The organism is Campylobacter sp. 110 (genome assembly GCF_002383965.1).
GTDB classification, from domain to species: Bacteria; Campylobacterota; Campylobacteria; order Campylobacterales; family Campylobacteraceae; genus Campylobacter_D; species Campylobacter_D coli.
Window position 1 is genome coordinate 49112 of sequence record NZ_NXBD01000049.1, and the last position, 20010, is coordinate 69121.

A 20010-nucleotide genomic window follows, 5' to 3' on the forward strand; every position below is an offset into this window, starting at 1 on the left:
TAGCCCTTCTGGGCTATATTAATACAGTGTATCTAAATCATTAAAATAAATTTTTAAAACTTTTTCTATTTTATTTTTTTCTTCTAGAAGTATTTTTTTATTTTTTTCTCTAAAAGCTTTATTGGAGCAATAAATTAGATAAGATATACTAATGGCAGCAATTATTTTATTTTTATGTTCTATGCCTATAGCCATACATTCAATTTGAGGATTCATTTCTCCAATTTCTATGGCAATTTTTTCTTTTCTAATTTGTTTGATTTGTTGATAGAGTTCATTTATATTATTTAAGGTGTTTTCTGTAATTTTATCAAAATTTTTAGGATAAAGTTTTTCTAATTCCTTTTTATTTTTATTTGATAGTAAGGCTTTGCCTAAAGATGTTGCATAAGCAGGATACGAAGTGCCTATAAAAGATTTTAATTGCACTGTATTATTGGCATCAATTTTTTCTAAATAAAGCACATTTCCATCTTTTAAAATTCCCATTTGACAAGTTTGATTGGTTAAATTTCTTATATTTTTCATATGCTTTTTGATTATTTCAAAAATATTATTTTCATTTTTTATATTACATCCTAATTCTATAATCTTAAAATCCAAATAATAACTTTTATTTTTTAAATCACATTTGATATATTTTTTTTCTTGAAGAGTTTGTAAAATAGGCCAAAGAGTTCCAGCAGGAATGTTTAATTTTTTAGCTATAGCACTTAAGGTAAGCTTTTCTTTTGCAAGTAATTCTAGAATATTTAACACTCTAAGAGTGGGCTGATGCATATTGTCTTTATCCTTGTTTTATTTTTATAAATTTTAGCATATTTTTTACTTTTAGTAACATAAAATCATAATTTTTATTATTTATTAATTTTAATATTTTTTTGTAAAAATTGGCAGTTAATAAGAATAAAATACGAATTTTTACCAAGTTAACAGCTTGATTTTTTTACAAATATTTTGTTATATTTTTTGTATATAAATATATTTTTGTATATACGAAAGGAAAAAAAATGGGAATTTTAAAAGGAACTTTACCGGCTTTACTTACTCCATATAAAGATGATGGAAGTATCAATGAAAAAGAATTTATTCGCTATTGTGAATTTGGTATTTCTAAAGGCTTGAACGGATTGTTTTGTAATGGAAGTGCAGGGGATTCTCAAGCTTTGAGCGTGGAAGAGCAAGTTAAGTTAATGAAACTCACCAAAAAGGCTACAAAAAATAATATACCTATCATCACGGGTATTACCTCGACAATTTATGAAAACACTTTTATTTTGGCGCAAAAAGCTTATGAATTAGGTCTTGATGCCTTATTACTTGCTATGCCTTATTATTATAAATTGAGTGAAGATGCACTTTTTGAATATGTAAAATATTTAGCTTCTGAAGTGAAACTTCCCTTATATGTTTATAATATACCTCTTTTTGCACCAGCACTAAGCTTAAAATTTATAGAAAAGGTTTCAAAGCTTGATAATGTTGTGGGTATAAAAGATAGTAGCGGAGATGCTTTGCTTTTAAATCATATTTTAGATGTAGTACCTAGTAATTTTGATGTTTTTGTAGGAAGAGAAGAATTTTATGTAGGTGCATTATTAGCAGGTGCAAAAGGTTCTATGACTAGCATAGGTGGAGTTTTTCCAGAACTTATGAGTGAAATTTACAAATCAATCAATGAAAAAAATATAGGCAGAGCTTTGCTAATACAAAAAAGTTTATCAAAGGCCATAAGATTTGGTATGAGTATAGCTTTTCCTATGGGTTTTGCTTTGCTTTTAAAGGCCAGAGGATTTGAATTTGTAAATGCTAGTATTCATCCTTTATCACCTGCTACAAAAGAAGAATTAAACACTCGCTTTGATGAAGCAAAAGAGCTTATTAAAACTATAGAAAAAGAAACAGGTATAAAACTATGAAAGGATATATTATAGTCAATGAAAAAGACAATGTTGCCACAGCTTTGCGTGACTTTAAAAAAGGCGAAAAAGTGGCAAATATTGAGCTTTTAAATGATATTGCAAGCGGACATAAATTTGCACTAAAGGATATAAAAAAAGATGAAATTATTATCAAATACGCAGAAGCTATAGCTAGTGCAAGTTGCGATATTAGTACAGGGGAATGGGTGCATATCCATAATACTGCGGGAATTAGAGGTCGTGGAGATAAGGAATGAAAATGAAAAAGATAATGGGTTATAGAAGGGAAGATGGAAAATTTGGCTTAAGAAATAAAGTCATTATCATACCAAGTGTACATTGTGCTAATAAAGTGTGTGAAAATATAGCTAGAAAATGTAATGGAGCAGTTTATATCAACCATCAGCATGGTTGCTCCCAGCTTGAATTTGATGCTTTACAAACTAGAGATGTTTTAATAGGTCATGGGAGCAATGCCAATGTTTTTGGTGTTTTAATTATAGGGCTTGGTTGTGAGGTAATACAAGCCAAAGCAGTAGCAGAAAAAATCAAAGAAGCAACGCCTTATAAAAAGGTTGAATATTTAGTGATACAAGAATGTGGTGGTAGTAAAAATACCATTGAAAATGGTATCAAAATAGTCAATGAAATGCTTGAAAGTGCTGCAAAATTACAAAAAAGTGAGGGAGATTTCAGTGATTTGATTTTAGGCACAGAATGCGGTGGAAGTGATAGCTATAGCGGACTTAGTGCTAATCCTGCTTTAGGAAGTTTGAGTGATTTTGTAATCGATGAGGGTGGTGCGGTAATTTTAGCAGAAACTACAGAGCTTATAGGTTGTGAAGCTATACTTACCAAGAGAGCAAAAAATGATGAAATAGCTAAAAGGGTATATGATAAGATTTTAGGTTATGAGAATTTAGTCAAGTCTTTTCGTGCTGATATTCGAGGGGCAAATCCTAGTCCAGGAAATATTGCAGGCGGACTTAGTACTATAGAGGAAAAATCTTTAGGCTGTGTTTATAAGGCAGGAACTAGAACCTTAATGGATGTGATTGATTATGCTAAGCCTGTGGTTTCTAAAGGTTTAACTTTTATGAATACACCAGGCAATGATATAGAGCAACTTAGTGCTATGGTGGCAGGTGGTGCAAATATTTGTGTTTTTACTACTGGTCGTGGCACTCCTACGGGTTCGGCTATAGTGCCTACTATCAAAATGAGTTCTAATACCTTTTGTTATGAAAATATGAATGATGCTATTGATATTAATGCAGGAAGCATTATAGATGGAATAAAAACAAAAGAAGAAGTGCGCGATGAGCTTATAGATCTAATCGTTCGAATTTCTAAAGGAGAATTGGTAAAAGCCGAGCTTAACGAACAAAACGACTTTTCGGTTTGGAGACTTGCTACAACTTGTTAAAGGGTAAAGTAATGAAACATGTAAATTCAATAAAGTTAGAATTAGTATGTAAAAAAATATCTTGGCGTATTTTGCCTTTGATTGTTTTGATGTTTTGTCTTTCTATGCTTGATAGGACAAATATTAGCTTTGTGAAATCTCATATAGAAATTGATGCAGGCATCGGTGAGGCTGCTTATGCTTTGGGTGCTGGAATATTTTTTATAGGTTATGCCATTTTTGAAGTGCCTTCAAATTTATTTTTGCATAAATTAGGAGCAAAAATTTGGTTGAGCCGTATAATGATCACTTGGGGTCTTGTAACTATGGCAATGATTTTTATACAAGGAGAAATAAGTTTTTATGTATTAAGATTTTTATTGGGTTTAACTGAAGCAGGTTTTAGTCCAGGCATTATTTTATACCTTAGTTATTTTTTCCCAGTTATATATCGATCTAAGGCTTATGGAATTTATCAAATGGGAGTTCCAATTGCTTTTGTTTTTGGTTCTTTAATTAGCGGTTTTATACTTGATTATACACCAAATATATATTTTAAAAATTGGCAATGGATGTTTTTAATAGAAGGAGGTATTACCGTTTTAGTAGGTATTTTTTGTTTATTTTATCTTGATTCACATCCAAAAGATGCAAAATGGTTAGATATAAAAGAAAAAGATATTTTGCTAAAACATATTGAAATTTCCAATACTAAAGCTAAGGATTATTCTATAAAAGATATTTTTAAAAGTATTTTGGTGTGGAAATTTGTATTTGTTTATTTTTGTATTCAATTAAGTGTTTATGGAGTGCTTTTTTATTTACCAAGTAAAATTGCCCAAATATTGCAAATAAATGTAGGTTTTGAAGTTGGACTTTTAAATGCCATACCTTGGATTTTTGTTTTTATCGCCTTGCCAATATTTACCTCATTGGCTGATAAAAAACATTCTTGGAATTTACATGCGATTTTATTTTTACTGCTAGCAAGTTTGAGCATGATAGCTTCAACTTTTGTTACAAATTTGGCGGCATTTTTATTTTTTATTAGCTTGGCTGCTATAGGTTTTATAGTCATTCAGCCTATATTTTGGAATTTGCCAACTCAAGTTTTAAAAGGAAAAGGAGCCGCGGCTGCTATTGCTCTTATAGGATCCTTGGGAAATTTAGGAGGTTTTCCAGCTCCTGCTCTAAAAACATATAGAAAATCATTTTGGAGTTGAGTTTGGACTTATAGTGTTAGCATTGATAGCAATTTTAGGCGTATTGGTATTAATACATTTAAAAATAACTTTAAATTTAGATAAAGGAGAATAAATGGATTTAAAAATTAAAAATAAGGTTTGTATTATTACAGGAGGGGCTAAAGGTATTGGGTATGGTATTGCTAAATTATGGGCAAGCGAAGGCGGAATTCCTGTAATTTTTTCAAGATCTATGCCTAAAGAGCACGATAAAGAATTAAAAAAATTATCCAGTGAGTATGAATTTTATGAAATTGATTTAAAAAATTATGAGCAAATTGAAAAGCTTGTAAAAAAAGTTGCTATCAAACATGGTGGAATCTATGCTCTTGTAAATAATGCAGGTGCAAATGATAATTTACATATTGAAAATACAAGTACTCAAGATTTGATAAAATCTTATGAAAATAATCTTTTTCATTATTATACTATGACAAAAGAATGTTTGCCTTACATTAAAAAAGAACAAGGCAGTATTTTAAATATAGTGAGTAAAACAGGCATCACAGGACAAGGAAGAACTTCAGCTTATGCTTCGGCCAAAGCGGCTCAAATGGGTTTTACTAGAGAATGGGCTTGTGCTTTTGCTAAGGATAATGTTAGGGTAAATGCTATAGCTCCTGCTGAAGTTATGACTCCTCTTTATGAAAAATGGCTGCAAAATTTTCCTAATCCTAAAGAGCAATATGAAAAAATCGCAAAAGCTATACCTTTAGGCCATCGTTTTACTACCATAGAGGAAATTGCAAATACAGCGGTTTTTACACTTAGTCCCCTTGCTTCACATACTACAGGGCAAATTTTAATGCCAGATGGAGGTTATGTGCATTTAGATAGAGCATTAAATTGGGATGAAAACTAAGGAGTAAAAAATGACTGATTCTAAAAATATAAAAATAGCTATTGTTTTGGTAACTTCTCTTTTCTTTTTATGGGGAGTAAGCTATGGACTTATTGATGTGATGAATAAAAATTTTCAAAATCATCTTCATATTAGCCAGCATGAAAGTGGCTTTTTACAGTTTGCTTATTTTGGTGCTTATTTTATCATAGCCTTACCCGCAGGTTATATAGCCAATAGATTTTCTTATAAAATGGGAATCATTTTTGGCTTAGCTCTTTATGCCATAGGAGCTTTGCTTATTATACCTGCTACAAATTTGGCTTCTTTTCATTTGTTTTTGTTTGCGTTTTTTATTTTAGCTTGTGGTATTGGTTCTTTAGAAACTAGTGCAAATCCCTACATGACAAAGCTTGGTGATGAAAAAAATGCGAGTTTTAGAATCAATGCTGCGCAAAGTTTTAATGGTTTGGGGCAATTTGTAGGACCTATTATAGGCGGAGCTTTATTTTTATCTATTACTAAACAAGAAGAGGGTGCGAGTAAAGAGCAAATCGAGGCTGCATTGGTAGCCAATATGGGAAATGTCCAGCTTGTTTATATAGGAATTGCTGTCATTGTTATTTTGATTTTAATTGCTTTTGTTGCAAATAAGCTTCCAGAAGGAAGTGCGGTAAGTGATGATTATAAGCAAAAAGATGATTCTAAGCCTATATATGTTTTTAAACACAGACATTTTAATTTAGGGCTTTTAGCGCAGTTTTTGTATATAGCCAATCAAGTTACAGCAGGAGCTTTTTTTATCAATTATGTTGTAGAACATAATGAAGGTTTAAAAGATGCGCAAGGTGCTTATTATTTTTCTATAGCTTTGGTTGCATTTATGTTAGGACGCATTGTTTCTACTCCTTTGATGAAGATAATCAAAGGTGAAAAAATTTTAGGATTTTATTCTCTAATCAATGTGCTTATATGTCTTAGTTTATATTTTGCTAGCGGGTTTTTTAGCATAGTGCTTTTAATAGCTTTATTTTTCTTTATGTCTATTTCTTTTCCTACTATTTTTGCGGTAGCAACAAAAAATTTACCTTTAAATCAAGTAAAACTAGGCGGATCTTTGCTTGTGATGAGTATAGTAGGTGGAGCGATTATGCCTATAATTATAGGCTTTATTAATGATCATTATGGTACAGGCACTGGGTATTTAGCAATGGCACCTTTGTTTTTATATGTGGCTTGGTATGGCTTTATAGGTTCAAAAGTGAGAAAAAATGCAAAAGATTTTTGATGCTCATCTGCACCTTTGGGATTTGGGAAAAATACCTATTTCATGGATAAAAGACGATGAAAAATTAGAGCAAAATTATGATTTTTTTAGGATGAAACAAGAATATAAAGAATTTGAATTTATAGGTGCTATGTATGTTGAGGTTAATAGTGATGATTTAGAAAAGGAAATCTTGTTTGCTTTGGAACAAAAAAAGCTTCATAATCTTTTGCTTTGCCTAGCAGATTTAAAACATAAAGAAAAACTTAATTCTTTTAGAGAAGTAATGCATGTAAGCAAAAAAGGAGCTAAAAGACTATTTGAAGCAGACTTTGAAGAAAAAATAGAAATTTTAAAAACTTTTAATATACCTTTTGAAGCTTGTATGAAAAATGAAGAACTCAGTTTTTTGGAAAATTTTTTAAATAAAAATTCAAATTTAAAAGTAGTTTTAAATCATCTAGGAAGTCCAAAAATAAATCGTTTAAATGAATACAAAAAAGATTTAAATCTTTTGAAAAAATTTCCAAATTTATATATCAAGCTTTCTACTCCTGATGATTTTTCACAAGAAACTCCCAAGGAATTTATTTTTGAACTTTTTGCTTTTTTAAAAGAAAATTTTAGCGAGGATAAGTTTATATTTGGCAGCAATTATCCAGTGTCTAATTTGTCTCCAAAGCAATGGATTGAGTTGATTATGCAAAGTAAGGTTTTTAAAGATTTGGACTTGATATTTTATAAAAATGCTTTATCAATTTATAAAGGAGAATGAATGCAAAGATACGGTCAAATCATAAAGATAAAAAAAGAGAAGATACAAAAATATAAAAATCTTCATGCAAAGCCTTATGAAGGGGTTTGTGAGATGATTAAAGAATGTAATATACAAAATTATTCCATTTATTTGTTTGGAGAATATTTATTTGCATATTTTGAATATGTGGGTGCTGATTTTGAAGCGGATATGGCTAAGATGGCAAGAGATGAAAACACGCAAAAATGGTGGAAAGTAACAGATCCTTGTCAAATATCTTTAGGTTATGCAGGACAAAAGTGGCTAAATATGGAAGAAGTGTTTCACTTAGACTAAAAAAGGAGAAAAAATGACAACTTATTTAAATTATATTGATGGAGAATTTATCCCACATAATGGGGATTTTATCGAAGTTTTAAATCCAGCTACTAAAGAAGTAATTTCAAAAGTAGCGAGTGCTTCTTTAGAAGATACTAAAAGAGCGATTGAAGCAGCCAAAAAAGCACAAAAATCTTGGGAGACTAAGCCAGCAATTGAGAGAGCAAATCATTTAAGAGAAATAGCTAGTTTAATACGCAAAAATGCTAATTTCTTAACCGAAGTTTTAATGCAAGAGCAAGGAAAAACCAGAGTTTTGGCTAGCATAGAGATTAATTTTACAGCAGATTATATGGATTATACGGCCGAATGGGCTAGAAGATATGAGGGTGAAATCATACAAAGCGATAGGGCTAATGAGCATATATATTTATATAAAAGTGCTATTGGGGTAATTGGTGGAATTTTACCTTGGAATTTTCCATTTTTCTTAATCGCAAGGAAGATGGCACCTGCTTTACTAACAGGAAATACTATTGTTATAAAGCCAAGCAGTGAAACTCCAAACAATGCTTTTGAATTTGCAAAGCTTGTTTCGCAAAGTTCTTTACCAAAAGGTGTTTTTAACTTAGTTGCAGGTAAAGGCAGTGTAGTAGGATATGAATTATCAAGCAATGAAAATATAGGTATGGTAAGTCTTACAGGAAGTGTTGAAGCAGGGACTAGAGTAATGGAAGCTGCAGCTAAAAATATTATCAAAGTTTCTTTAGAACTTGGTGGAAAGGCGCCAGCTATAGTGTGCAAAGATGCGGATATTGATTTAGCAGTAGAAGCGATTAAAGCAAGTAGAATTTGCAATAACGGACAGGTTTGTAATTGTGCTGAAAGAGCTTATGTGCATACAAGCGTTTATGATGAATTTGTAGACAAATTTGTAAAAGCCATGAGTAAAGTAAGTGTTGGAAATACTTTAAAGGGTGATTTTGATATGGGACCATTGGTCAATCAAGCAGGAGTTGATAATGCTTTGGCAATGCTTCAAAGAGCTACAGCTAAAGGAGCGATTGTAGAATGCGGTGGAAAAATCACTGATACAAGTGGGTATTATTTTCCCGCAAGCGTTCTTACTAATGTTAAACACGAAGATGAGATCATGCAAAAAGAAATTTTTGCTCCGATTTTACCTATTGCTAAATTTGATACACTTGATGAAGCTATTGATATGGCAAATGATTGTGAATATGGTCTTACAAGTTCTATTTATACACAAAATTTAGATATAGCAATGAGAGCTAGTAGAGAAATTAAATTTGGTGAAACTTATATTAATCGTGAAAATTTTGAGGCTATGCAAGGTTTTCATGCAGGCTTTAGAAAAAGTGGCATAGGCGGAGCTGATGGAAAACATGGTCTTGAAGAATATTTAGCTACCCATGTGGTATATTTGCAGTATAATACTAATAAACAATGATTTTTATCCTATCTAAATTTTTAGATAGGAGTTATTATAATCTTGGAATCAAGTATGATGCTTTATAACTATGGATTAAACACTTTTTTAGCAATTTCTTAAAATCAATTTTGGAATTTTTCATTTTGTCTAAAATGAGTAAGATTATTTTTATAAGTAAAACAATAATTAAAAATTAGTTTATGTTTTATAAATATTAATGTAAATTATGTAGGTTTATTTTATAAAAATTTTTAAAAGCATTTAAATTATTTCTAGTTTATATTTTTGTAAGTAAATTTTAGATATCATCCAAAGTTTATTACATTTTTAAAGAAAGGAATTATTGTGCCTACCATAAATCAATTGGTTAGAAAAGAGCGCAAAAAAGTTTTAGAAAAATCTAAATCTCCAGCGCTTAAAAATTGTCCACAAAGAAGGGGAGTTTGCACTAGGGTTTATACTACAACACCTAAAAAACCAAACTCAGCGTTAAGAAAAGTTGCCAAAGTAAGACTTACTAGTGGCTTTGAAGTGATCAGCTATATTGGCGGTGAAGGTCATAACTTACAAGAACACAGCATTGTTTTAGTGCGTGGCGGTAGGGTAAAAGACTTACCAGGGGTTAAATATCACATCGTTCGTGGTGCTCTTGATACAGCAGGTGTTGCAAAAAGAACAGTTTCTCGTTCTAAATATGGTGCTAAACGCCCTAAAGCAGGCGCTGCAAAATAATCATTCATACAGACAAATCCGTTAGATTTGATTTTGTTTGAGTAAAATTTAAAATTTGAAGGAAAAATAATGAGAAGAAGAAAAGCTCCGGTAAGAGAAGTCTTGCCTGATCCGATTTATGGTAATAAAGTAATCACAAAATTTATTAATTCTTTAATGTATGATGGCAAAAAAAGCACAGCTACAACAATTATGTATGGTGCTTTAGAAGCTATCGATAAAAAAGGTGGCGAGAAAAAAGGTATTGATATTTTTAATGATGCGATTGAAAATATTAAGCCTTTATTAGAAGTAAAATCTCGTCGTGTTGGTGGTGCGACCTATCAAGTTCCAGTTGAAGTTCGTCCTGCTAGACAACAAGCTTTGGCGATTCGTTGGATTATTTCTTTTGCAAGAAAAAGAAGCGAAAGAACCATGATTGATAAACTTGCAGCTGAGCTTTTGGATGCTGCTAATAGCAAAGGTGCTTCATTTAAGAAGAAAGAAGATACTTATAAAATGGCTGAAGCAAATAAAGCATTTGCTCACTATCGTTGGTAAGGAAGGAGTGTGTATGTCAAGAAATACTCCTTTAAAAAAAGTTAGAAATATCGGTATTGCTGCACATATTGATGCAGGAAAAACAACTACAAGTGAGAGAATTCTTTTCTTTACAGGTATGAGTCATAAGATAGGCGAGGTGCATGATGGTGCTGCGACTATGGACTGGATGGAGCAAGAAAAAGAAAGAGGTATTACTATTACCTCTGCTGCAACAACTTGTTTTTGGAAAGATCATCAAATTAACCTTATAGACACTCCGGGCCACGTGGACTTTACTATAGAAGTTGAAAGATCTATGCGTGTTCTTGATGGTGCTGTTGCAGTATTTTGTTCAGTAGGTGGGGTACAACCTCAAAGCGAAACTGTTTGGAGACAAGCAAATAAATATGGTGTTCCAAGAATAGTTTTTGTAAATAAAATGGATAGAATCGGCGCAAACTTCTATAATGTAGAAGATCAAATTCGTAATCGCTTAAAAGCTAATCCAGTTCCACTCCAAATTCCAATTGGCGCTGAGGATAATTTTAAAGGCGTAATCGATCTTGTAACTATGAAAGCTTTAGTTTGGGAAGATGATACTAAGCCAACGGATTATGTAGAAAAAGAAATTCCAGCTGAACTTAAAGAAAAAGCAGAAGAATATCGCACAAAAATGATAGAAGCAGTTTCAGAAACTTCAGATGAGTTAATGGAAAAATATCTAGGCGGTGAAGAATTAAGCCTCGAGGAAATTAAAACCGGTATTAAAGCAGGGTGCTTAAGTCTTTCTATTGTTCCTATGCTTTGTGGAACTGCATTTAAAAATAAGGGTGTTCAACCTTTACTTGATGCTGTTGTGGCTTATTTGCCAGCTCCAGATGAAGTTGCTAATATCAAAGGGGAATATGAAGACGGAACAGAAGTTTCTGTAAAATCAACTGATGATGGCGAATTTGCAGGACTTGCATTTAAAATCATGACTGACCCATTTGTAGGACAATTGACTTTCGTGCGTGTTTATCGTGGATGTTTAGAAAGCGGTTCTTATGCTTATAACTCAACCAAAGATAAAAAAGAAAGAATTGGTCGTTTGTTAAAAATGCACTCTAATAAAAGAGAAGAAATTAAAGTTCTTTACGCAGGAGAAATCGGTGCAGTTGTAGGACTTAAAGATACTTTAACAGGGGATACTCTTGCAAGTGAAAAAGATAAAGTAATTCTTGAAAGAATGGATTTCCCAGATCCTGTTATTTCTGTTGCAGTAGAACCAAAAACTAAAGCAGATCAAGAAAAAATGTCTATTGCACTAAATAAACTAGCTCAAGAAGATCCAAGCTTTAGAGTTTCTACGGATGAAGAAAGTGGCCAAACTATCATTTCAGGTATGGGTGAGTTACACCTTGAAATTATTGTTGATCGTATGCTTCGTGAATTTAAAGTGGAAGCTGAAGTGGGACAACCTCAAGTTGCTTACCGCGAAACCATTAGAAAAACTGTTGAGCAAGAATACAAATACGCTAAGCAATCAGGCGGTCGTGGTCAGTATGGACATGTATTCTTACGCCTTGAACCGCTTGAGCCAGGAAGTGGATATGAGTTTGTTAATGATATCAAAGGTGGGGTGATTCCAAAAGAATATATTCCTGCAGTAGATAAGGGTGTTCAAGAAGCATTGCAAAATGGTGTTTTAGCAGGTTATCCAGTAGAAGATGTTAAAGTAACTGTTTATGATGGAAGCTACCATGAGGTGGATTCATCAGAGATGGCATTTAAACTTGCTGCTTCTATGGGCTTTAAAGAGGGTGCTAGAAAAGCAGGTGCTGTAATCCTTGAGCCTATGATGAAGGTTGAAGTTGAAACTCCTGAAGATTATATGGGTGATGTAATTGGTGACCTTAATAAGCGTCGTGGTCAAGTAAATAGCATGGATGAAAGAGGCGGAAATAAAATCATCACAGCATTTTGTCCTTTGGCTGAAATGTTTGGATATTCAACTGATCTTAGAAGCCAAACTCAAGGTCGTGCGACTTATTCTATGGAATTTGATCATTATGATGAAGTTCCTAAAAATGTTGCTGAGGAAATCATTAAAAAGAGAAATGGTTAAGTATTAAAGCGGGATTTTCCCGCTTTTGTCCTCGTAGCTCAGCAGGATAGAGCGCAAAATTCCTAATTTTGAGGTCGTGAGTTCGAATCTCGCCGTGGACACCATTTAAATTTTTTAAATAAACTTAAATAGAATATAAATTTCAAGGAAAATTATGTTGAAATTTTTTTTCACAATATCATTATCTTCCTTACTTTTTGCTCAAAATTTTATAGATTTTGCAAGTCAAAATAATGTTTTAAAACAGGAACAAAACACAAGCAAAGAAAATACTCCTTTAAAAAGAATTAAAATTCCAACCCATTGAAAATGCAAGATAGTATTAAATTAGCCCAATTGAGTGACGGTTATCGTTACAACAGCGATTCTTTACTTTTAGCTGATTTTGTTTTAGAAATGGGTATTAAAAATCAAGTCTTGGAAGTAGGTTCGGGATGTGGTATTATAGGAATTTTACTTAAAAAATTTGTTTCTAATTTAGATTTATCTTTGCTTGATATACAACAAGAAAATATAGAACTCATTCATCGTAATCTAAAACAAAATAATATACAAGCTGAAGTATTGCATGAAGATTTTAGAAATTTTCAAAATGATAAAAAATTTGATTTTATAGTTTGTAATCCACCTTTTTATAGAGATGGGGCGCATGAGGGTAAAAATACGCATAAAAATATAAGTAAATTTCAAAAATATTTAACATTAGATGAATTTATTGCCAGATCTAATGCTTTATTAAAGCCTATGGGAGTGTTATATTTTTGTTATGAGGCTTTAGCTTTAGATAAAATTTGCCTTGTTTTAGAGAGTAAAAAGCTAAAATTAACTAAAATTCGTTTTATACATACTCATCAAAATATTTCAGCAAGACTTGTCTTGGTGCAAGCTAGAAAAAGTGTAAAATCGCCTTGTGAGATTTTACCCCCTTTTTTTATCTATAAAAATGAGAATTTGAGTGAGCAAATGCAAGAGATTCACTCTAGATTTAGGTTGGAAAGTTATGATATTTAATAAAGATTTTTCTTATGGATTTAATGAAAATGCTTGTCAAGAATGCGGTGGAAAATGTTGCACAGGAGAAAGTGGCAATATTTTTGCGAGCAAGGAAGAATTAGAAGCATTAAGAAAGCATTTAAATTTAGAAAGCAAAGAATTTGCTGAAAAATACTTGAGAAAAGTGGGCTTTAAAATGAGTTTTAAGGAAGTCGAGTGTGAAGATGGCTTTGCTTGCATTTTTTTTGATACTCAAAAAAGAAATTGTAGTATCTACGATTTTCGTCCAAAACAATGCAGAACTTTTCCATTTTGGGAATATTTTAAAACACATCAAGAGGAGCTAAAAAAAGAATGTATAGGAATTTGTTATTTGTCTTAATAGGCTTTTTTTTAACTGCGTGTGGGGCTTCAAAAACGATTATAGCTTACCCCGATTATAAGCAGCAAAAGAGCAATGAATTTGATTTAAGGATCATGAAAGCTTATAATTATGAATATTTTAATCAATATGAAGAAGCTAGAGATGAGTTTTTGGCACTTTTTAGGGATTATAATATTACTAATTTTTTAGAAAATGCATTTTTGCTAACTCTAGCAAACAACCTTGATAAAAAAGAAGAGATAAATAATATAGCCAAGCCTTATCTTGGTAAGAGTGATAATCTTAAGCGTCTTAGTGCACTTTATGCCTTAAATTCTTATAATCTTAAAGAAGCTCAAGAGCTTATCCAAGGGCTTTTAAAGAAAAAAAGTGATGATCCAAGAAATTTAGAGCTTTATGGAGATGTATTAATACGCCAAAATAATTTAAAAGATGCCATAAAATATTATCAACTAGCCTATAATCAAGTTCAAAACGAGGAGATTTTGTTTAAGCTCGTGGGTGTTTATGCTATATTAAATGATACTTCAAGCATTAAAAATATACTAGAAAATTCAAAAAATATTAATGGTTGCACTCTTAAAACTTGCATTTTACTAGCAAAGATTTATAATGATGAGGGCAATAGCAAAGCTTTACAAGAAATTTATATAGAGCTTTATAATATTACAAAAAACAAAAGCTTTATCCTAGCTCTTATCGAGCTTTTAAGTTCTCAAAACAAAGACAAAGAAGCATTGCATTTTGCTTTAAAATATAATGCAGATGATGATATGAAGCTTTATTTATATCAAAGGTTAAAATTATACAACAAGGCTAAAGATCTTAGTATGCAAATTTATAAACGCACTCAAGAGAAAGAATATCTTTTGCGTGCAGCAGTGTTTGAATTTGAAGAAGCAAATTTGAATAAAAAAATCACTCCGCAGGTTGTTGCTCTTGTGAGCGAAAAATTTTCTAATGCGATTGATGAAAATAGTGATGCTTTGTATTTGAATTATTATGGGTATTTATTGATAGATTATGATTTAGATCTTAAAAAAGGTATGAAATTGGTTGAACTTGCCTTAAAAAAAGAGCCTCAAAATTTATACTATTTGGATTCTTTAGCGTGGGGGTATTATAAACAAGGTGATTGTAAAAAGGCTTGGGAAATTTTGAAGCAAACTTTAGAGGATAAAGAATTTGCAAATTCTGATGAGAGCAAGGCTCATGCAAAAGCAATAAAGGCGTGTATTAAACCATGATTTTAGATAAAATTTTTGAAAAAACTAAAGAAGATTTAAAAGAGCGTAAGGCGCAACTGCCTTATGATATGTTGGGACGATCCTTAGCATCGAATCCTTTTTTTCCTAAAGATGTTAAAGCTGCTTTAAAAAGAATAGAAAATGAAGTAAGAATTATCGCAGAGGTTAAAAAAGCCAGTCCAAGCAAGGGGGTTATAAGGGAAAATTTTGATCCTTTAGATATAGCTTTAAAATACGAAAAAAATGGAGCTGCTGCTATTTCAGTTTTAACAGAACCGCATTTTTTTCAAGGAAGCTTAGAATATCTTAGCATGATACGCCGCTATACGCGCGCTCCTTTATTACGAAAGGATTTTATCTTTGATGAGTATCAAATTTTAGAAGCTTTGGTTTATGGGGCGGATTTTGTTTTGCTTATCGCTAGAATGTTAAGTATGAAAGAGCTTAAAAGATTGCTTGAATTTGCAAGACATTTGGGGCTTGAAGCTTTGATAGAAATTCACGATAAAGAAGATTTGAGTAAGGCGATTTTTTCAGGAGCTGATATTATAGGTATAAATCATCGCAATTTAGATGATTTTTCTATGGATATGAATTTATGCGAGAAGCTCATCCCGCAAATTCCAAATTCAAAAATTATTATTGCAGAAAGTGGCTTAGAGGATAAAGATTTTTTAAGGCATTTGCAAAATTTAGGTGTTGATGCTTTTTTAATCGGAGAATATTTTATGCGTCAAAACGATGAAGGAGAGGCTTTGAAAGCCTTGCTTTAAAAGGATAAAAATGCAGTATTTGTATGCACCATGGCGAAGTGAGTATTTTGAAAAAGAAAAGAGCGAGTGCCCTTTTTGTGATTGTGCTAATAAAATCAAAAGCGACGAAGAATTAGGAGTGATTTTTAGAGCTAAGTATTGTTTTGGCGTGATGAACCGCTATCCTTATTCTGCAGGGCATTTTATGATAATACCTTATTTGCATGAAGAGCATATAGAAAATTTAAGTGATGAAGCTTGGCAAGAGATAAGTCAATTTGTGCGTCTAGGGGTAAGAATTTTAAAAAGTGAACTCCATGCAGGTGGGGTAAATATCGGTATGAATTTGAGTAAAGATGCGGGTGCTGGGATAGCTCCTCATTGTCATTATCACCTAGTGCCGCGTTGGGCAGGGGATACTAATTTTATCACCACTATAGGAGAGACTAGGGTTTGTGGTACCAATATAGAACAAGTTTATCAAAAACTTGTTTTGGCGTTTAAAAATGTTAAATGAAGTAGATTTTGCAGAATTTCAAAAAGAAAATTTCTCTCTTTTAATCGATGCAAGAAGCCCTAGGGAATTTTTACATTCTCATTTGATAGGGGCGCTGAATTTTTATGCTTTAAATGATGAAGAATATCAAGAAATAGGAACAATTTATAAAAAAAATCAAGCCTTAGCTAAGGCTAGGGGTGCGAGTTATATTTGTCAAAATATGTCAAAGCATATCTTAGAGCTTACTCAAAAATTCCGCATAGGAGATAAGATTGGAATTTACTGTTCTCGTGGGGGTTTGCGTTCAAAATCTATCGCAGTGATTTTGAGCGAATTAGGCTATAGAGTGGTGCGTTTAAAGGGTGGCTTTAAAGCTTATAGAAGTTTTTTAGCACATTATTTTGATAATGAAATAAATTTAGAATTTTTTGCTCTTTGTGGTAATACAGGCTGTGGAAAAACAGAGCTTTTGGAGCTTTTACCCCATCATTTAAATTTAGAAAAAATGGCAAATCATCTAGGCTCTTCTTTTGGCGATATTTTAGGTACTCAACCTACGCAAAAAGCTTTTGAAGCAAGCCTTTTTCATACTTTAAATTCTTTAAAAGATTTTATCTTTATAGAGAGTGAAAGTCGTAAAATAGGCGAAATAGTTTTGCCTTTAAAGCTTTATGAAAAAATGCAAAAAGCATTTAAAATTCATTGTTTTTGTTCTTTAGAAAAGCGCATAGACAGGATACAAAAGATCTATCAAGAAAAAATGACTCCTTTGAAATTTAAAGAATGTCTTGCTAAGATCAGTCCTTATATCAGTGTAAATCTTCGTCAGGATTTGCTAAAAAGTTATGAGCAAAGAGAATGGCAAAGGCTTATTGCTTTGCTTTTGGCTTATTATGATAAGAGTTATAAAAAGCCACAAAAAATAGATTTTGAGCTAAACACTGATGATATCTTCAAAGCCAAAGAAGAGCTTTTAGGCTATTTTAAAACGCAATTGCTTTTTTAATACTAGATAATTTCTACTTTTAATTTAAAAAAACTTTTACTAAATCATCAAAATTTTCTTTATTATCTTGCAAGAATTCTTTTTTATTGTTTTGGTTTAGCCCCAAATTTTTATTTTAATGCTAGTAAATTTGAATTATAGAGAAGTAAAATATTTTTTAAAATACCTATTTATAGTAATTTAAGATAAAAAAATAAATTTTGATAAAAAAAATATATAAAATATTTCTTAAATTTATATTTTTTTAAACCATTTTAAATATAATTATCTCGCAATTAAATTTTGTAAGAAAGGACAGGTAAATGAATGCGATAAATTCAAGTTTTATTGTGTTGTGTACTTTGCTAGTTTTGCTTATGACTCCAGCTTTGGCAATGTTTTATTCAGGTATGGTAAGAAGTAAAAATACTCTTAATACCATAATGAATTGCTTTATTGTTTTTGGTGTTATTACTTTACAATGGGTAGTGCTTGGATTTAGTCTTTCTTTTGGTAAAGATGAAGGACTTGGGCTTGTAGGAAATTTCGAGAATTTCCTCTTAGAGGGTATTAGCGGATACAACGCTTCAGGCGTTCCAAATATTCTTTTTGTGATTTTTCAAATGATGTTTGCACTTATTGCATCTGCTATTATAACAGGCTCTTTGGTGGGAAGAATCAAACTGGGTGTTTTGGTGATATTTCTACTTTTTTGGAGTACTTTAGTTTATGATGTGTTAGCGCATATGATTTGGAGCAGTGAGGGATTTTTGCTTAAAAGAGGAAGTCTTGATTTTGCTGGGGGCGGTGTTGTGCATATCAGCTCCGGGGTTGCCGGACTTGTAGGAGCTTTGATGGTAGGCGCTAGAAAAAGTGATGATGAGGATAAAAACGCGCATTCTATTCCTTATGCTTTCTTGGGTGCGATTTTGCTTTTTATAGGATGGTTAGGTTTTAATGCTGGAAGTGCTGGCGAAATGAATGATATTGCTATCAATGCTTTTATAGTAAGTATTATATCAGCAGCTTGTGGCTTTTTATCTTGGGTGGTACTTGAGTGGCTCATCCATAAAAAACCGACTATTTTAGGTGGACTTAGTGGGCTTGTAGCAGGGCTTGTGGGAATTACTCCAGCTTGCGGTTATGTAGATATTTATGCTTCTCTTGTTATAGGGACTTTGTCTTCTGTGTTTTGTTATTTTGGTTTAAGTTTTATCAAATACAAACTCAAATGGGATGATTCTTTAGATGCCTTTTCTTTACATGGAATCGGGAGGTATTTGGGGAGGAATTGCCACAGGGCTTTTTGCAAGTGCTAAAGTAAATCCTAATGTGATTGCCCAAAATGCACTTGGCGAGGGATTTTTTATCAGCGGAAGTTTGGAACTTTTAAAAGAGCAAATTTTTGCTATTGTGATTTGTGTGGTTTTGTCAGCTCTTATAAGCTTTGTTATTTTTAAGATTATCTCTTGTTTTACAGACTTAAGAGTAAAAGAAGAAGTAGAGCAAAAAGGCTTAGATGTGAGTTTGCACGGAGAAAAAGCTTATACTTTAGCTTAGTTGGCTAAATTTTTACTAAAAAGTCCTTGTAATCATAAACAAGGACTTCAAAATCATTCTTAATTAAAATCAGACAAATACTTTAAAATAAAGTGGATAAATTCATCACTATCATTTGGGCAAGTGATTAAATCATAATCGCACTTTGCTAAATGTTTATACTCCATACCTAGCTCAAAAATCGTTTCAGAACAATCTATGCAAAAAGAAATAGGATAAATCAAAGCTTTGTTATCTAAATTTGCCAAAATATCGCTCGTATTTGGCTCAAGCCATTTTACTGGACCTAATTTTGATTGATAAGCTAAGATAATTTCATCAAAATGATCTTTTAATCTTTCTTTTAAAAGCTCTACATGATGATTGACATGTTTTTCATATAAATCGCCCTTGTCGATAATACTTTGCGGTAAAGAATGTGCTGAAAAAATTAAAGTTTTAGCATCAAACTCACTTTTTTTGGTCAAAATATGAGAAACAATCGTCTCATTATAAAGCTCATCTTCGTAAAAAATATCTACAATCTTTATTTTTGCCTTGATTTTTTGTTTTAAAATTTCATTTTGCAAAACTTCAAGCGATGAAGTAACTGTGGTGCTTGAGTGGTGTGGATAAAGTGGAAAAAGAATGATTTCATCATTTTCACTTAAAGTGTATTTTTGCAAAACTTCATTGGCAAAAGGCGGCACATAAAGATTGACAAAATCAAATTTAAAGTCTTTTGTTTTTGCATTAAGCTTTTCGCACAAACTTTGAGTAAGTTCATTGAGTGGAGATTTTCCACCCATTTGTTTATAATTTTCTCTCATAGCTTTTACGCGAGATTTCGTAATAATCCACGCCACAAATCTTCTTATAAATTTATTTTTAATACCCAAAATATAAGGATCATTAAACATATTTTTTAAAAAAGTTTCACAATCTTGTAAATTTGTGGCTCCGCCCATATTTAAAAATAAAACTAATTTCATCTAAAAACCTTTTTTTAATTTTATTTTACTTCAGTATGGATTTAAAATCA

At 31.8% G+C, this 20010-nt stretch carries 20 protein-coding genes, 1 tRNA gene and 2 pseudogenes; 21 read left to right on the forward strand and 2 right to left on the reverse strand.

Annotation, left to right across the window (positions count from 1 at the left end; all coding sequences use genetic code 11):
- Positions 1 to 18 precede the first annotated feature (18 nt).
- Positions 19 to 780, reverse strand: a complete 762-nt coding sequence (locus BGS43_RS07215) for an IclR family transcriptional regulator (RefSeq protein ID WP_002874336.1) — start codon at positions 778 to 780, stop codon at positions 19 to 21.
- Between the two features lie 230 nt (positions 781 to 1010).
- On the opposite strand from BGS43_RS07215, the gene BGS43_RS07220 reads away from it, so the two are divergent.
- The 21 genes and pseudogenes from BGS43_RS07220 (at position 1011) to BGS43_RS07315 (ending at position 18989) form a co-directional block, all read left to right on the forward strand.
- Positions 1011 to 1919 carry a dihydrodipicolinate synthase family protein gene (locus BGS43_RS07220; protein ID WP_042963915.1) on the forward strand — a complete coding sequence of 303 codons (909 nt, stop codon included), beginning with the start codon at positions 1011 to 1013 and terminating at the stop codon, positions 1917 to 1919.
- Complete coding sequence (locus BGS43_RS07225; protein WP_002779462.1) at positions 1916 to 2179, forward strand: UxaA family hydrolase; 264 nt, start codon at positions 1916 to 1918, stop codon at positions 2177 to 2179. Before BGS43_RS07220 ends, BGS43_RS07225 begins: the two co-directional genes overlap by 4 nt.
- 2 nt (positions 2180 to 2181) lie before the next feature.
- Positions 2182 to 3348 carry a UxaA family hydrolase gene (locus tag BGS43_RS07230; RefSeq protein WP_096569309.1) on the forward strand — a complete coding sequence of 389 codons (1167 nt, stop codon included), beginning with the start codon at positions 2182 to 2184 and terminating at the stop codon, positions 3346 to 3348.
- A gap of 11 nt (positions 3349 to 3359) precedes the next feature.
- Positions 3360 to 4644, forward strand: a pseudogene (locus tag BGS43_RS07235) (MFS transporter).
- Positions 4645 to 5433 carry an SDR family oxidoreductase gene (locus BGS43_RS07240; RefSeq protein WP_002874342.1) on the forward strand — a complete coding sequence of 263 codons (789 nt, stop codon included), beginning with the start codon at positions 4645 to 4647 and terminating at the stop codon, positions 5431 to 5433.
- 10 nt (positions 5434 to 5443) lie between these two features.
- The gene (fucP, locus tag BGS43_RS07245) at positions 5444 to 6700 is read left to right on the forward strand and encodes an L-fucose:H+ symporter permease (RefSeq protein ID WP_057044561.1); all 1257 of its coding nucleotides are present in this window, start codon (positions 5444 to 5446) and stop codon (positions 6698 to 6700) included.
- A complete protein-coding gene (locus tag BGS43_RS07250) occupies positions 6684 to 7454 on the forward strand; it encodes an amidohydrolase family protein (RefSeq protein WP_096569312.1) in 771 nt (256 codons plus the stop codon). The genes fucP and BGS43_RS07250 overlap by 17 nt, the downstream gene beginning before the upstream one ends.
- Positions 7455 to 7772 carry an L-rhamnose mutarotase gene (locus BGS43_RS07255; RefSeq protein ID WP_002825110.1) on the forward strand — a complete coding sequence of 106 codons (318 nt, stop codon included), beginning with the start codon at positions 7455 to 7457 and terminating at the stop codon, positions 7770 to 7772.
- 13 nt (positions 7773 to 7785) lie between these two features.
- Positions 7786 to 9225: an aldehyde dehydrogenase gene (gene aldA, locus BGS43_RS07260; RefSeq protein ID WP_044600753.1), complete on the forward strand. Its 1440-nt coding sequence runs from the start codon at positions 7786 to 7788 to the stop codon at positions 9223 to 9225.
- 327 nt (positions 9226 to 9552) lie between these two features.
- Complete coding sequence (gene rpsL, locus BGS43_RS07265; protein ID WP_002782934.1) at positions 9553 to 9939, forward strand: 30S ribosomal protein S12; 387 nt, start codon at positions 9553 to 9555, stop codon at positions 9937 to 9939.
- 69 nt (positions 9940 to 10008) lie between these two features.
- Positions 10009 to 10479, forward strand: coding sequence for a 30S ribosomal protein S7 (gene rpsG / locus BGS43_RS07270; protein ID WP_002779471.1), 471 nt, complete (start codon positions 10009 to 10011; stop codon positions 10477 to 10479).
- Positions 10480 to 10492: 13 nt separating this feature from the next.
- Complete coding sequence (gene fusA, locus BGS43_RS07275; RefSeq protein WP_002825107.1) at positions 10493 to 12568, forward strand: elongation factor G; 2076 nt, start codon at positions 10493 to 10495, stop codon at positions 12566 to 12568.
- Positions 12569 to 12595: 27 nt separating this feature from the next.
- Positions 12596 to 12672, forward strand: a tRNA-Arg gene (locus tag BGS43_RS07280).
- A gap of 50 nt (positions 12673 to 12722) precedes the next feature.
- Entirely contained in the window at positions 12723 to 12875 is a 153-nt protein-coding gene (locus BGS43_RS09885; protein ID WP_023890599.1) for a hypothetical protein, read from the forward strand.
- Positions 12876 to 12877: 2 nt separating this feature from the next.
- Positions 12878 to 13579, forward strand: coding sequence for a tRNA1(Val) (adenine(37)-N6)-methyltransferase (locus BGS43_RS07285; protein ID WP_002825104.1), 702 nt, complete (start codon positions 12878 to 12880; stop codon positions 13577 to 13579).
- Positions 13569 to 13943 (forward strand): YkgJ family cysteine cluster protein, encoded by a 375-nt coding sequence (locus tag BGS43_RS07290; protein ID WP_025398757.1) that lies wholly within the window; start codon positions 13569 to 13571, stop codon positions 13941 to 13943. The genes BGS43_RS07285 and BGS43_RS07290 overlap by 11 nt, the downstream gene beginning before the upstream one ends.
- Positions 13916 to 15193, forward strand: a complete 1278-nt coding sequence (locus BGS43_RS07295; protein ID WP_096569315.1) for a tetratricopeptide repeat protein — start codon at positions 13916 to 13918, stop codon at positions 15191 to 15193. Before BGS43_RS07290 ends, BGS43_RS07295 begins: the two co-directional genes overlap by 28 nt.
- On the forward strand, positions 15190 to 15966 hold the full coding sequence (trpC, locus tag BGS43_RS07300) for an indole-3-glycerol phosphate synthase TrpC (protein WP_025398759.1): 777 nt from the start codon (positions 15190 to 15192) through the stop codon (positions 15964 to 15966). Before BGS43_RS07295 ends, trpC begins: the two co-directional genes overlap by 4 nt.
- 10 nt (positions 15967 to 15976) lie before the next feature.
- Positions 15977 to 16462, forward strand: a complete 486-nt coding sequence (locus BGS43_RS07305) for an HIT family protein (RefSeq protein WP_002779479.1) — start codon at positions 15977 to 15979, stop codon at positions 16460 to 16462.
- The gene (mnmH, locus tag BGS43_RS07310; protein ID WP_096569318.1) at positions 16452 to 17450 is read left to right on the forward strand and encodes a tRNA 2-selenouridine(34) synthase MnmH; all 999 of its coding nucleotides are present in this window, start codon (positions 16452 to 16454) and stop codon (positions 17448 to 17450) included. Before BGS43_RS07305 ends, mnmH begins: the two co-directional genes overlap by 11 nt.
- 302 nt (positions 17451 to 17752) lie before the next feature.
- Positions 17753 to 18989 (forward strand): annotated as a pseudogene (locus BGS43_RS07315) (ammonium transporter).
- 59 nt (positions 18990 to 19048) lie between these two features.
- Here the strand turns inward: BGS43_RS07315 and hemH are convergent.
- Positions 19049 to 19960, reverse strand: coding sequence for a ferrochelatase (gene hemH / locus BGS43_RS07320; protein WP_002823718.1), 912 nt, complete (start codon positions 19958 to 19960; stop codon positions 19049 to 19051).
- Positions 19961 to 20010: the final 50 nt, after the last annotated feature.